Below are 14,054 nucleotides of genomic sequence, written 5' to 3'. Positions count from 1 at the left end.
CCTGCTTGCGTGTAGGTTGCTTTTCTAGGCTCTGTTTCACCGTGGGAACTCCCCATTAACGCCAAGTGTCACCCCACAACGGATGTCTGATTGCGTCCTGTTCCTAGCTTCGACCTCCCGAAATCGAGTCGGGTCATCGTAGGCAGATAGGGAGTCATACCTGAGTCTGGTAGATGGGACTTTCACCCATATCAGACCGAGAGTTCAACCTTTCTCCTTAATTGGGTTAGGTTGGTTAGTTTATGTACGGACTGATTACCGTGATTCAACTAACAACGAATCGCACTCTTTATCACGCTGTGGTTTTTAGCTAGATAGTAGGTTAATTTGTGTATGGAATCCTGGCGAATATTAGAAACTTTGGCGTGTAATTTAGCCAATTTTCTTACAGCTTTCTGGCGATTATTAGACCCCTTCACCTTTCGGCTAACGCTACGCTGTAAGCGTTTCATGCGTTTACTCATGCGGCGGTAGGCTTTAGGATTCTCGAATACTTCACCATTACTGCAAACGGCTAACTCTTTTATTCCAATGTCAACGCCGATGGTCGGTCTATCTGCAAGTATGGGAGGTTTTTCAATCTCGTACTTGACAGAAATAAACCATTTATCAGCTTGTCGGGAAATCACACAGTTATGAGTTGCGGTAATAGGTAAAGGTATGGCTAATCGCACCCAACCGATTGACGGTAATTTAATTTTTTTACCATCATTTTTAATTGCTGGTTTTGCCTTAGTTCCTGACTCCAAATAGAAAGAATCACGCTGTCCTTTTTTCTTGAATCGGGGTTGTTTCGATGTCTTTCTGAAGCATCGGTCCCATGCTTGGCGTAAGTCAGTTAACGCCTTTTGTGGGACATTTTTGTTAACTTCGTAATACCAAGCGTGTTCAGATTTGACCTCAACTATTAACTTTTTATGCAGGTCAATCGCTGATGGAAGTTTAAGTTTTTCGCCTTCTTTGCGAGTAGCTAAAATATCTATAACTTGAGCATTTGCCCAGTTATAGGCGTGTCTAGCTACTCCAGAAGCCTTGCGAAAAGCTGTAATCTGTCGGTTATTTGGAATTAGTGCAGTTTTGAATGATAAAAGCATTGATTCGACCTTTCAATGTTATATTATAGTAAGTATACCAACGATTAAGGTTAATGTCAATGAGATTTGAGAAAAATAATAAACTTGGTGCTAAAAAAATCCTCAAAGCTGAGTTAGACGCTCAACCAATTTGTTTTAAAGGTCGGAAAGGGCAAAGGGAGAAAATTAAAACCGTCCCTGACTGGCCGCAACGGTTAAGGGATTTTGTTGATCAACTTATTGAAGACTTAGACAAACAGTAAGATAAGGATAGTTATGGGTAGAAATTATCTAGCTGTTTCTACCCCCATAAATCTGGTTTTCCATAAATCTGGTTAGTTGGGTTTCTGGTTTCATATCTAGCATACTGGAAATTGGTGTAGGAAAATCTATTTGGTATAAAGCTAGTTCCCATTCAAACTAACTTTTTGAGCATTCAAACTAAATAGACTGTTGAGGAACTGTAAGATCCACCAATTTGATAAGTAATTGGACAAAAATATTTACAGTCATTGCGAGCGAAGGGAAGCAATCACAACCCTTGCGGTTGCTTCATTTCACTTCGTTCCATATGGCTAACGCCACGCAACGCTTACGCAATGACATCGTGTAATTAATTCTGTCTCACTACTTAGCCTCTACAATTTCCATAGGTAACAATTCCTCTACTGGTTTATTTTGGCTTGCTGCATAGCCAACAATCCCCTTGAGGGCATAAACCGATAAAATAGCAGTTCCCTTTAATTGCTCACTGTTCCATTGGTAAGTATTAATGGTATCAAGGGCATTTTGAATATCCATAAAATTCTGTTTAATTAATAATTTGAATAGGGGAATTATCCCTCTATATTCTAGCTTGCCTTGGGGTACAGTCGAGTTAAAACCATTGGTCATTAGTCATTAGTCATTAGTCATTAGTCATTAGTTATTAAATTATTTCCCCCTGACCTCTGCCTATTCCCTATTCCCTATTCCCTAACATTTGTTTGATTATAGAAGTTACGCATTGACAGAATAACAAAATAGTGAATTGATAAGTATAGGTCGTCTACTTACTAGGTATTGGACACTCAATCATTTTTGCTACACTCAACCATAATCCACTATAAATTCCAATCACGACGATAATTAAAGAAACTTAGTAGCAATTCTGAAAAAGTATGGTTCTGATTAATTCTCTGTCTATGCCATTCTCGCGCTATTTCCATAAGAATTTCGGAAAAGCTGGGATAAATAGGTGATAATTTAGCCAAATACTGAATTTTCATATTTTGTGAGATTGCTAAACTAATTAAATTAATTAATTCTTCTGCTGCTATTCCCAATATAGAACATCCCAAAATTTTTCCATTTTCCAAAACTACTAATTTACAAACACCTGTAATTTCTCCTTGTATTTGTGCCGCCGTGGCTGTTTTAAAATATTGCTTAAAAACTAAAACTTGCTTCTGAGAATATTGGTTTTTAGCTTGTTTTTCTGTTAAACCAACTTGTGCTACCCTGGGCTGAGAATATATTCCCCAAGGAACAAATTCATAATTAACTTTTAGTTTGGGAAAGAATAGGGCATTTTTTACAGCAATATTAGCTTCATAATTACCAATATTCTGAATATCATAACCACCTAGCACATCACCACAAGCATAAATCCGATGATTTGTAGTTTGTAATTTTTCATTGACAACCAAGCGGTATTGATGCCATTTTACTCCCACCGCTGGTAAATTCAAATACTCTAAATTTGGCTGTTGTCCAGCACAAATGAAAATTTCATCGGTTTCAATGGCTTGATTTCCAACTTGTACCCATTTCTTATGATCTATTTGTCGGACTTGGGTAACTTGAGTTTGTGTTAAAATCCGCACACCATCAATTTCTAATTGTGCTGTTAGTAATTTGGCTATTTCTGCATCAAGACTAGGCAAAATACTAGAATATTTGACTATTAATGTGACTTGACAACCAAATCTGGCTAAAACTTGGGCTATTTCTATACTTTGAGGAATACCACCAATTATCACCCAATTTTCGGGTAATGTGGTTTTTTCTAAAGATTGCCAAATATTAGCTAAAGTTAGATATTTAATAGTATCTAATCCTGAAATATCAGGAATTAATGGACGAGAATCATTAGCGAGTAAGTAGGTGCGACTATATAAGCGTCTTTCATTAACCGTAAAACTTAATTGAGGAGAAGATTGAAATTGACCATTACCAACAATAATATCAACTCCTTGGGCAGCTAAATTCGCCAAAGAATGTATTTGATTAATATTTTTGGCAACAGCATTTGCATAAAACAATCCTTTTTTCCAGTTCAGAAATTCCAGATTTAAGTGAATATTTTTTTCGTAAGTTCCTAGATTTACTAAATTATAATATTTCTGGGTAGTTTGACTAATTTCGCTAAGTATGTATTGATAATTTAAATTATAGTTATGAGTAAAATCTGCGCTGACAATCAAGGCAACTTTAGCGTGTAGCTGAGTAGCACTTAAAGCAGCTTGGTATCCAGCAATACTGCCACCAATAACAACGATGTCGTAATCAATATTTGTCATTTGTCATTAGGTAATTTTATTCTTCCTTCTCCCTTCTCCCTTCTCCCTTCTTCCTCCTGATAGCGCAGCGTTAGCCATACTCCTGAATGGGCGCAGGGACTGCGCCCCTACCGCCTGAACTCCTGCTATTGATTTTGAATTGTTTCAAGTGCTGTTAATAGGCATTGATTATCAGCTTTTGTACGGACTGCGACACGGAAAAAGCGATCGCCTAATTCTTTAAAACTTAAGCAATCACGAATTAAAATCTGGTGTTGCCGAAGCAAATGTTGTTGTAACTGGGAAGTAGATCGTTGAGATTCTACCAATAGGTAGTTAACAGAGCCTTCTATGGGTGTTAAACCAGGAATTGAGGCTAGACCTTGAAATAGTTGATTTCTCGCCCCTGGCAGCCATTTCCAGGTGAGATTTTGAAATTCTGTATCTTGGAGGGCGGCGATCGCTGCGGCGGCTGCTAAAGTATTCACAGGCCAAGGATCTCGCCATGATTTCCACTTAGCTAAACGTTGAGGGTGAGCGATCGCATATCCTAATCTTAGCCCTGGTAAACTGTAAAATTTGGTGAGCGATCGTAAAATCACCAAATTCTCGTATTCCTGCACCAACCCAATTAAACTTTGTTCCTCTTCCGGCGGCAAAAAATCCATAAACGCTTCATCTACCACCACCAAGGCAAACCTTTCCAAATACGGTAAAACAGATTCCCGTGAGAATAACTTTCCCGTTGGATTATGGGGATTATTCAGCAATAACCCAAAACCTGAAGTCTTCAGCCCGAAATCTGGCAATAGAGAAATATTCCCTTTCCCCGTTGCCAAATCCACAGGAAACTCCAGAACTTTAGCATTATCAACCGCAAGAGTGCGGTAATAGTCGCCAAAAGCTGGAGTTAGTACAACCGTTGCTGCTAATTGTGCTAATTCTCTACCCACCAAAGTTAATAGTTCTGCTGAACCATTACCCGGCAAAATCCACTCAGTAGGTAATTCATGAAAATGACTCAGAGCAAGTCGTAATTCACCATACTCTGGGTCAGGATAATTCCTCAAACTACCTAGTTGAGACACAATCGCCGTAATCACACTATTTGGTGGTCCCAACGGGCTGATACTGGCAGAGAAATCCACAATAGCATCAGGGGAACAGCCAGCCAGTGCTGCTGCCCAAGCCAAATTTCCCCCGTGTGCTTGTTGTGGCATCAAAAATGTTTTTCCTATAACTGAACTTACTCTTTTGGCTCTTTTGGGGGTGCTACTCTTTCTCTAAACAGTTTTCCAGCAGAGAAAGCGGGAACTCTGGTAGCGGGAATTTCCATTTTTTCATTCGTTTTGGGGTTACGTCCTTCACGGGCCTTGCGTTCCCGTGATTCAAACGAACCAAATCCCACCAATGTTACTTTATCACCGGAAGAAACCGCTTCCACAATAGTTTCGATGGCAGCACTCAAAACTTGGTCAGCCTGTTTCTTGGTAACGTTAGCCTTTTCAGCTACTGCATCAACTAATTCGCCTTTGTTCATGTTAAACTCCTAAAGTTTTATCAGAGATTATTTCTCAAGATGCACCATTAAAGCATCTTTACCTAAATCTCTGTTTGTAGAAATACAAAAATCGTTCCCTGAGAGTATTTACACTCAAAACCGCTGCAAATACGATTGACTTGACTTTTCAATGAATCATTCTAAGGTGTTGTAGCCCGAAGTGGATAGATGAAACTATTAATTTATATAGATTTCAGGATTTTTTTTCTTTTTTACCTCTTTCTTGTAATTAAAATACCCTATTTTTTAGAAATAAATACTTAGTTGTCATTGGTCATTGGTCATTTGTCATTTCCCCCTGCTCCCTGCCCCCTGCTCCCTGCTCCCTGCCCCCTGCCCCCTGCCCCCTGCCCCCTGCCCCCTGCTCCCTGCCCCCTGCTCCCTGCTCCCTGCCCCCTGCCCCCTGCTCCCTGCCCCCTGCCCCCTGCCCCCTGCCCCCTGCTCCCTGCCCCCTGCCCCTTACCTCTGGCTTTCAGAACTCTGCGGAGTCGGTCAGGACTCAAGTAAACTTGTCGCTCAGATGCTAGTTTTTTGGCTAGTTGTTTGGAGTTATAAGTCTGAGGTTCTTCAAATAGACAGTTTTCTAGATACTCTAAATCATTTTCCGAATAGCGGGGTTTTCCGCCTCGACCTGGAGCATCCCATAATCCGGCTAAACCCATCTTTCGCCACCGATGCAGGGTCTGACGGACTGTAGAAACTGCCCAGTTTAAGCCTTGAGCAATTTGTTCGTTATTTAATCCACGAGCATTCAACAGTAGAACTTGAGCGCGGTCTTTTGTCCGTTGAGGAACATCCTTAGCCTTTCTCAACTCTTCTAAAGTTAACTTTTCTTCATCACTTAAAAAAATTTTCAGTCGGCATCCCATAATCCTTTTGATCTGATTAATGTATTTGGTATATTGATGTGTACTTTGGGAGAGTATATTTGTCAATGCTACCTATGCTAACACATTATTTCTATGTTTTGTCAAGACTTTATGGGCTTTGGTGTAATTGTAAATATTCTTTAATTTCGTTGAGCATTTTAGTATACAATAATAATTCAGGAGTCAAGAGTAAAAATGGCTTGCTATTTTGAAAATACCTAAGCCAATGACTAATGACTAATAACTAATGACTAATTCTTCAGTTGATTGAATAATGTGCATTCCAGCTTCGGCAAATCTAGCAAATGCCTTATTAGCCTGTTCCGTATAGTCAACTACACCAGGAACGACAACAGGAGAAGTGCAATCTTCTAAAAGATAAATTTTCTTTGTGAGGGTGGGATCTACCTGTTTAAGTTCTGTTAATAAATCGTCAATTGTCCAAGCAACACAATGACTTTTAGCTTGTCCCGCAATAATCACCGCATCATATTCTAAAAGTTGTTTAATTAAATTTGTGTTTTTTTGTCCAATTGGCTGATTATCAAATCCTGTTAAAACTTCAGGGCGTAAAATAGAATAATTTTCTGTTAGCGGATTTTCCCCTTTTAATTCAAATTGGGTTTGACTTTGACGGGCGATACTATGGAAAAATATTGCTTCTTCTACTGATGCAACCAAAGCATGACCAATTCCACCTAACATAGAATGATAAGGCCACACCGTTAACGGGTATTTTCCATCTTGGCTGAGTTGTTGAACATAATGAAAAGCCTGTTTTGCTAACAAGTCATAATCACCATTATTGAGACTATTAGCAACCGCTGGATTAACTTGCCAAATACCATTTTTAATATCTGTGGGTGTAATGTTGGTTGCGGCAGGTATTGGGTGTTCTCCTTGGGAATTTACCCAGAATATAGGATGAAAGATTTGCATGGCTGTGTGAGTATCTAGTGTGGGAATAATTTTGGTAATTATTCCCAAGTTGCGATAAATAAATTCGCACAGTCTTTGATTATCTTCAACTGCACCAATTCCAGTTTTTCCGCCTACAAATAATTCAAAATCGGGAATGCAAAAGGTATTTTGGACATCTATTAATAATAGACAAATACGGTTTTTATCTAAAGCTGCTGATGGAATGTTTTGTTGTTTGGCATAAGTTTCAGCTTCAGCAGCACGTTGTTGATAAGGTACACGCCAAACTTCACCGACTTTTGCAGGGTTAAAGTAGGAGGGAATTGGTAATTGGGGTATATTCTGGGCATTCATCATGAAAATACGCTTGAGTTTTACGGATGATTTCTAATCCTTGTCTAATTTATAACCATCTGGAAAAGGAAGGACAGGTAGGCGATCGCCTCGTAATAATTCTTCACTTGCTTCACCCAGGCTGATTAATGCCTCGCTTGTAGCTTTCTGAGCTATAACTAATATCAGCATAGACACTGTACCAACTTGTAAAAGACAAGACGGAGAAACTATGAATGCAATCAAATTTAATCCAGATTGGGAAAATAACTGTTGGTTTACGGATGGCATTGTAATTCTTAGTAATTAGTACACAAGTAAAATAGGCAAAAAAGTCAATTTTTAGTTCAGGAGCGAGAATTTATCAAAGTGCAACAACATCAGAGCTATGCCTACGGTATATTACATCAATGTTAACAACAGAAATATCCAGCAATCTAAGCTTAGACTTAGGCTTACTGGGTAGACGGTGTTGTGCGACCGTAGCGAGAATTAAACTTTGGGCATTACCTAAGTTTACTCTGTCCCCAGAATCTCAGCGGCTTTAGCCCTGAGAGTGTCAACATATCTTGGTGGGTGGTGTTGGGTTTCATTTCATTCAAGCCAACCTACGAAGGTTGCAGAGTCAGTATATCTTACTTTAAAATAGAAACTACTTACAATTGCCACAAATTATGATCAACCCCCAAATTTTAGAAGCTATTAAACAAATGCCTAATGTCGAAAGACTAGAGATAATAGAATTTGCCTTAAAACTCATGGGTGAAGAAATGCAAAATCCTCAAAAACTGGGCTTAACTGCTGCTGCGGAAATGATGCGTTCTTATTATGAAACAGAAAGCAGTTTAACAGAATTTGTTGATACTTGTAATGAAGATTTTTATGAGTACCAAGATTATGCGTAGAGGTGAAATCTGGCTGTATAATGCTGATCCCACAGTAGGGGATGAAATTAGCAAAACCCGACCTTGTATCATTGTTAATAATGATGATATAGGTACTTTACGCTTAAAGATTATTGTACCTATTACCGGATGGAACGAAGTTTTTGCACAAGTACTCTAGTAAAGCTTTTTTCACAGTTCAATTTGCCTTTGCAAGTCTAGTAATCTTTGTTCTTCAATCTCATGTTCGAGGTTTTGTAAAAGTATAGTTTCTTCAGCATTCGCAATACCAGCAAACTGCATAAAATCTATATTCTTTGGATGCAGTAGTTGTTGACGCTGTGCTAATTTTTGGAAAATCATTTGAGCAATTTCATTCTGTTCATCTTCAGGTAGCCGTGAGACGACAACATAAGCTTGTTGTAAGAGATTAGTCATAGATTTTTTGTCGCCATTATCAAAAATTTTGGTAAATTGATAAAACTAAACTCATTTTATAATAGATATATTTATGACACTAACCATCAATTTACCACCAGAATTAGAACAGTATTTAATACAGCAAGCACAACAACAAGGTCTTTCTGTGGAAACTTATGCACTGCAACTTATTCAAAAATCTATTTTCCCATTAGAGAAAAATTCAGCTTTTGAAGAAACACCCACAGAAATTGTCATTGAAGGTATTCGTCAGGGAATAAAAGAAGCATTAAGTGGACAAACTATACCCCTTTCACAAATGTGGGAAGGGATAGATGGAGAATAATAATGAACCACTACCCATTGAAATTGCTCTTACTGCTCGTTTTCAAAGGGATTTGCAAAAACTGGCTAAACGATACAAAATTCAACTACTTGAGTAAATAGAAATTAATGAAAATGCTATTTTATCCTGGAAAGGCGTTATTTGGGGGACGCTACATTATAGAACGAGAACTAGGTCAAGGGGGAATAGGTATCACCTATTTGGCTAAAAACCAACGCGGTGAACTGCGGGTAATAAAAACCTTGAGACAAGAAATTTTAAACCGTCCAGATTTGATAGCTTATCAAGATAAATTAAAACAAGATTTCCGTGATGAAGGATTGAGACTAGCATTATGTCGTCATCCCCATATAGTTGAGGTAGAAAATGTCTTTGATGAAGCTAGTTTACCTTGTATAGTGATGGCGTATATTAACGGTGAAGATTTAGGAAAAAGGATAACTGAAAAAGGGGCGTTATCAGAAGCGGAAGCACTGCTATATATTCAACAAATTGGTGACGCATTAACCCTAGTTCATGACAAGGGTTTATTACATCGAGATTTGAAGCCCAATAATATTATGATTCGGGCTGGTAAACAAGAAGCGGTGTTAATTGATTTTGGTATTGCGAGACAATTTGTATCAGGTGAAGTTCAACAACATACACAGAATTTTACTCCAGGTTATGCACCTCCTGAACAGTATTTACCAGATGCAGAACGGGGAGAATATATTGATATTTATGCTTTAGCTGCTACATTATACGCTTTGTTGACTGGACAGTTACCAATGCCAGCACCGGCTAGATTGCAAAATTTCACCTTAAAACCAGTTAAAGATTTTAATTTTGGTATCAGTGACAGAGTGAATGATGCCATTATGAAGGGAATGGCGTTAAATTACAAATTTCGCCCTCAGTCAATCATACAATGGTTGAATTTGTTAGTGGATAATTCCCATGTTCCTAGTTCTCCACAATTAGAAGTTTATCAAGGTCACATTTCTATTATCGGACCAAGACCTTCTGGAAAGATTACTTATTTAGCAACTTTAGCTTATTTGAAGAATTTACTAAAAACCAACTTATTACATTCAATTGAATATTTGACTGACGAGAGTTACTGGTTATATCAACTAGCTGAAGGCGTTTTAGCTCAAGGAGAGATGTTGCTTCATAGCCTTAACATTTAGATCCTCTTGGACAATTGCCTCAGCGGTGTTAACAACTTTAATTTCTGTGTTTCCGTAAAGTAACAAGCCACTCAGACATTAAGGCTTGTTGCCCAATATTCGGTTGTAGCTTGAATCTCCAGCGTATTTGCACAGGTTTATTTTGTTGATGTGATTGACGATATAACTATTATATGGCAGTATTACAGTAATGTCAACCCAATATTGTATATGAAGAAAAAACCTCTAGCGGTGTACCTAGATGAAACTGAAAGAAAGAAACTTGAGGATATCGCCCAAGGTTGGGGAATGAGTCTTTCGTCAGCCTTAAAAAGATTAGTTAGAGAGAAATAAAATGTTGAAAAGATTTAATGACCCGCATCATGATCGAGAATATTGGCAGCGGTTAAAACCGCACGGGTAGGCTTTCCCCCGCGCTCTAAAGAGACGCGGCTCCCAGCCTTCCCGCGATCCCCTGGTGGGTGGTGTTGGGTTTCGTTCCTCAACCCAACCTTGTATCTTAGAGGTATGTTAGAAGAAGTGGTAGACCGTCCCAACCTGGGTCAGAAAAGACCGCTTTGTAGCAAGGATCACCACAACAATCTCCATGACAGAACTCGAACAGTCGCCTGGGGTAAAAACTATGAACAAAGACATAGATAATATAGCCCGTATCGTGCAAGGATGAGTGAAATCAAGGGGATGAATAAAAACAAAACAAATTAAAAAGAAGTAATTGAAATTGGAGAGTTAAAAATGGATTATATCTCCCAATGGGTAGGCATTGACGTAAGTAAAGCAACACTTGATGTTTATATCCGTCCAATGGGTAAAGCATTTCAATTTGCTAATACTGAAACAGAAATAGCTAATCTAGTTAAGCAACTTCAATCTAACGATTTAAACCTAATCGTACTGGAAGCAACAGGAGGACTAGAAACAGAATTAATCATTCAATTGCAAGCGGCTCTTTTACCAGTAGCATTAATCAATCCTCGTCAGGGAAGAGACTTTGCTAAAGCTACAGGTAAGTTAGCCAAAACCGATGCCATTGATGCACAGATTTTGGCGCATTTCGGTGAAGCAATGAAACCGGAGGTGTTAGCAATCGAAAGTGAAATGTCACGTCAATTAGGCGAATTAATTAGTCGCCGAAGACAATTAGTAGAAATGTCTACAGCGGAAAAGAATCGCCGTGACCGCGCTCGTGGTAAAGCTTTGACAGATATTGAATCCCATATTGATTATCTTGAGCAACATCTTCAACAACTCAATCAAGAAATTGAGACGTTGACCCAAAATAATCAACAATGGATTGATAAAGTCAATCTACTCAAAACTACTCCTGGCGTTGGTCAAGTAATTTCTACCACTTTAGTTTCTGACTTACCAGAATTAGGTCAATTAACTGCCAAACAAATCTCTCGCTTAGTTGGTGTTGCACCAATTAATCATGATAGTGGTCAGCACAAAGGTAAGCGCATGATTAATGGTGGTCGCGCCCATGTTCGTGCCATTCTTTATATGGGTGCTGTTGTTGCCATGCGTCATAATCCTGTTATCAAAACTTTTTATGAGCGCTTGGTTGAACGTGGTAAACCCAAAAAATTGGCCATTACTGCTTGCGTTCATAAAATGTTAGTTATTTTAAATGCGATGATTCGAGATCATCTTCCTTGGTCTATTTCTCAAGACTCACAACCAATTTCTGCATAAAGTTCTACTGTCGTTTTTATACCTCCAATCTAGTTTGGTAATTTATGGCAATCTATAATTTACCTGTTTTGTTCTGTTCTGTTTTTCTCCTCTATTTTCTGACTTTTTTCCTAGACTTTAAATTTTTCCTTAACGATCGCTTGACAATCAAGACAGTCGCTACATTTTCTTAACTGACAAGTATTGAATCGTAATCTATCGCTTAACAAGCCAGTGATGATTTGTTACAATAGCGATCGCTCAATTAGCACCTGTATAAATATGAATCTCCTCGCTGCTAGGTAAATCCATTAAGCTAAACATAAAATATACCTTGCGAATGTTGTTTTTAATCAGAAATTAATGAATTATAGAAATTGGTTATTCAATAGACATATCCAAAAAAGATGATAGAGACGTTACATGGAACGTCTCCGCAAGGGTTTCAAGTCAAGCATCTTTAATTTGCGGAGATGTCTAATCAGCCTATATTCTTAGTATAAAATTATGATCCAAGGATGGATACAAATAGCATTAACTCTACTCATAGTAGTAGGCATCACACCTATCTTGGGAAAATATATGGCGCGTATTTACCAAGAACAGAGAACAATTCTCGACCCCATATTTGACAAACTGGAGAGATTAATTTACCTGCTCATCGGTGTTCATAGTAAACCAGATATGACCGCTTGGCAATATGCAGCAGCCATATTTTACAGCAACTTAGTCATGGGATGTTTAATATTCTTCATCCTCATAAATCAAGCATGGCTACCTCTCAACCCCACGCAAATTGGTGGGATGACATGGGATACAGCTTTACATACAACCATATCCTTTCTCACCAACACAGATCAACAACATTATTCAGGAGAAACTTATCTCAGTTATGGTAGTCAAATTTGGGGAATTGGCTATTTAATGTTTACTTCCGCTGCCACAGGACTAACAGTAAGTATAGCATTTATTAGAGGATTAACAGGCAGACCATTAGGCAATTTTTATGTAGATTTAATTCGTTCGATTACGCGAATATTGTTACCCATGAGTATAGTAGGGGCAATATTCCTAATGATAGCGGGAGTACCAGAAACATTAGCAGGACCTGCGGTATTTCCTACCTTAGAAAATCCTAGCATTAGTCAAGCGATCGCTCGCGGACCAGTTGCCCATTTGGAAATTATCAAACAACTAGGAGAAAACGGCGGCGGATTTTTTACTATCAATTCTGCCCATCCTTATGAAAACCCCAACGGATTTTCTAACCTCATAGAAATCATCGCCATGTTGTTAATTCCCACATCCCTAATTTACACCTATGGAATATTTGCCAACAACAGCAAACAAGCCTGGTTAGTTTACAGCATGGTAGGCATAATTTTCATCATCTTTATTATCATTACCGCCATAGGAGAATATAACGGCAACCCAGCCATCAATACCATTTTAGGAAGTACACAACCCAACTTAGAAGGAAAAGAAATCAGATTTGGTTGGGCGCAATCAGCCTTATTTATAGTTGCGACAACCGCCACAATGTGTGGAGCAATTAATAGTTTAATTGATTCATTTATGCCCAACGGCGGTTTTGTTACCTTTGCCAATATGTTTCTCCAAATCATTTGGGGCGGACAAGGAATAGGAACAGCTTATTTATTTGCTTACCTCATATTAACCGTCTTTGCTACAGGCTTAATGGTAGGCAGAACACCGGAATTTTTAGGAAGAAAAATCGAAAAACGCGAAGTTGTCCTTGCCAGTTTTTTGATTCTTTTAGTACATCCCATCGCCATCATGATACCAGCCGGAATCACTCTAGCTTTTCCCGACCAACTAGCAGGAATCAGTAACCCCGGTTTTCATGGTTTTGCTCAAGTGCTGTATGAATATACCTCAGCCGCAGCTAACAACGGTTCTGGACTCGAAGGTTTAGGAGACTCCCAACCATCACCTTTGGCCATAGCTATGGGAGCAAAACCCACTATTACCGCTTTATGGTGGAACCTCAGCGCCAGTTTTAGTCTTCTCGCAGGGCGTTTTGTCCCCATTACAGGCTTATTGTTACTAGCAGATAATATGTCTCGTAAACCAAGTGTACCCTTGACTACAGGGACTTTACGCACTGATACGGGATTATTTACCAGTGTCACTGCTGGAATAATTTTGATCTTGGGTGCATTGACGTTTTTTCCGGTTTTGGCTTTTGGTCCTATCGGGGAAGCATTTTGGATAGCTAAAGGATTATAAGTTAAAGTCTC

General features: G+C 38.7%; 16 protein-coding genes and 1 pseudogene. 8 read left to right on the top strand and 9 right to left on the bottom strand.

Annotated elements, in window-relative coordinates; genetic code table 11:
• Positions 1–269: 269 nt before the first annotated feature.
• Positions 270–1,094 (bottom strand): RNA-guided endonuclease InsQ/TnpB family protein, encoded by an 825-nt coding sequence (locus NG743_RS22450; RefSeq protein WP_257120928.1) that lies wholly within the window; start codon positions 1,092–1,094, stop codon positions 270–272.
• A gap of 53 nt (positions 1,095–1,147) precedes the next feature.
• On the opposite strand from NG743_RS22450, the gene NG743_RS22445 reads away from it, so the two are divergent.
• The gene (locus NG743_RS22445) at positions 1,148–1,336 is read left to right on the top strand and encodes a hypothetical protein (RefSeq protein WP_306459806.1); all 189 of its coding nucleotides are present in this window, start codon (positions 1,148–1,150) and stop codon (positions 1,334–1,336) included.
• 364 nt (positions 1,337–1,700) lie between these two features.
• On the opposite strand, the gene NG743_RS22440 is transcribed toward NG743_RS22445, so the two are convergent.
• From NG743_RS22440 to NG743_RS22415, 7 genes are all read right to left on the bottom strand, one after another.
• Positions 1,701–1,967, bottom strand: coding sequence for a hypothetical protein (locus NG743_RS22440; RefSeq protein WP_027401741.1), 267 nt, complete (start codon positions 1,965–1,967; stop codon positions 1,701–1,703).
• 209 nt (positions 1,968–2,176) lie between these two features.
• Positions 2,177–3,634, bottom strand: a complete 1,458-nt coding sequence (locus tag NG743_RS22435) for a dihydrolipoyl dehydrogenase family protein (protein ID WP_257120927.1) — start codon at positions 3,632–3,634, stop codon at positions 2,177–2,179.
• A 125-nt stretch (positions 3,635–3,759) separates the two neighbouring features.
• The gene (gene cobD, locus NG743_RS22430) at positions 3,760–4,833 is read right to left on the bottom strand and encodes a threonine-phosphate decarboxylase CobD (RefSeq protein ID WP_027401743.1); all 1,074 of its coding nucleotides are present in this window, start codon (positions 4,831–4,833) and stop codon (positions 3,760–3,762) included.
• A 26-nt stretch (positions 4,834–4,859) separates the two neighbouring features.
• Positions 4,860–5,153 (bottom strand): non-specific DNA-binding protein Hbs, encoded by a 294-nt coding sequence (hbs, locus tag NG743_RS22425; RefSeq protein WP_027401744.1) that lies wholly within the window; start codon positions 5,151–5,153, stop codon positions 4,860–4,862.
• A gap of 302 nt (positions 5,154–5,455) precedes the next feature.
• A complete protein-coding gene (locus NG743_RS27000; RefSeq protein ID WP_371316454.1) occupies positions 5,456–6,043 on the bottom strand; it encodes a helix-turn-helix domain-containing protein in 588 nt (195 codons plus the stop codon).
• 237 nt (positions 6,044–6,280) lie between these two features.
• Complete coding sequence (locus tag NG743_RS22420; protein ID WP_027401745.1) at positions 6,281–7,318, bottom strand: cysteine hydrolase family protein; 1,038 nt, start codon at positions 7,316–7,318, stop codon at positions 6,281–6,283.
• Between the two features lie 33 nt (positions 7,319–7,351).
• Positions 7,352–7,588 (bottom strand): hypothetical protein, encoded by a 237-nt coding sequence (locus NG743_RS22415; protein ID WP_027401746.1) that lies wholly within the window; start codon positions 7,586–7,588, stop codon positions 7,352–7,354.
• Positions 7,589–7,971: 383 nt separating this feature from the next.
• Here NG743_RS22415 and NG743_RS22410 point away from each other — a divergent pair, with 383 nt between their 5' ends.
• Together NG743_RS22410 and NG743_RS22405 are read left to right on the top strand one after the other, a co-directional pair.
• Positions 7,972–8,202, top strand: coding sequence for a hypothetical protein (locus NG743_RS22410; RefSeq protein ID WP_027401747.1), 231 nt, complete (start codon positions 7,972–7,974; stop codon positions 8,200–8,202).
• The gene (locus NG743_RS22405) at positions 8,168–8,362 is read left to right on the top strand and encodes a type II toxin-antitoxin system PemK/MazF family toxin (RefSeq protein WP_306459811.1); all 195 of its coding nucleotides are present in this window, start codon (positions 8,168–8,170) and stop codon (positions 8,360–8,362) included. The genes NG743_RS22410 and NG743_RS22405 overlap by 35 nt, the downstream gene beginning before the upstream one ends.
• Before the next feature lie 11 nt (positions 8,363–8,373).
• Here NG743_RS22405 and NG743_RS22400 read toward each other — a convergent pair whose 3' ends face one another.
• A complete protein-coding gene (locus NG743_RS22400) occupies positions 8,374–8,619 on the bottom strand; it encodes a hypothetical protein (RefSeq protein ID WP_027401748.1) in 246 nt (81 codons plus the stop codon).
• 73 nt (positions 8,620–8,692) lie between these two features.
• Here NG743_RS22400 and NG743_RS22395 point away from each other — a divergent pair, with 73 nt between their 5' ends.
• From NG743_RS22395 to kdpA, 5 genes and pseudogenes are all read left to right on the top strand, one after another.
• On the top strand, positions 8,693–8,947 hold the full coding sequence (locus tag NG743_RS22395; RefSeq protein ID WP_027401749.1) for a hypothetical protein: 255 nt from the start codon (positions 8,693–8,695) through the stop codon (positions 8,945–8,947).
• 113 nt (positions 8,948–9,060) lie between these two features.
• Positions 9,061–9,874, top strand: a pseudogene (locus NG743_RS22390) (serine/threonine protein kinase); the annotation flags it as partial.
• A 455-nt stretch (positions 9,875–10,329) separates the two neighbouring features.
• Positions 10,330–10,452 (top strand): histone H1, encoded by a 123-nt coding sequence (locus NG743_RS22385; RefSeq protein ID WP_027400631.1) that lies wholly within the window; start codon positions 10,330–10,332, stop codon positions 10,450–10,452.
• A gap of 402 nt (positions 10,453–10,854) precedes the next feature.
• Positions 10,855–11,814, top strand: a complete 960-nt coding sequence (locus tag NG743_RS22380; protein ID WP_193965010.1) for an IS110 family RNA-guided transposase — start codon at positions 10,855–10,857, stop codon at positions 11,812–11,814.
• Positions 11,815–12,300: 486 nt separating this feature from the next.
• Entirely contained in the window at positions 12,301–14,043 is a 1,743-nt protein-coding gene (gene kdpA / locus NG743_RS22375) for a potassium-transporting ATPase subunit KdpA (RefSeq protein WP_027401750.1), read from the top strand.
• Positions 14,044–14,054: the final 11 nt, after the last annotated feature.

Source organism: Dolichospermum heterosporum TAC447, from assembly GCF_024584745.1.
Classification (GTDB): domain Bacteria; phylum Cyanobacteriota; class Cyanobacteriia; order Cyanobacteriales; family Nostocaceae; genus Dolichospermum; species Dolichospermum heterosporum.
This window is presented reverse-complemented; position numbering and strand designations above follow the sequence as displayed.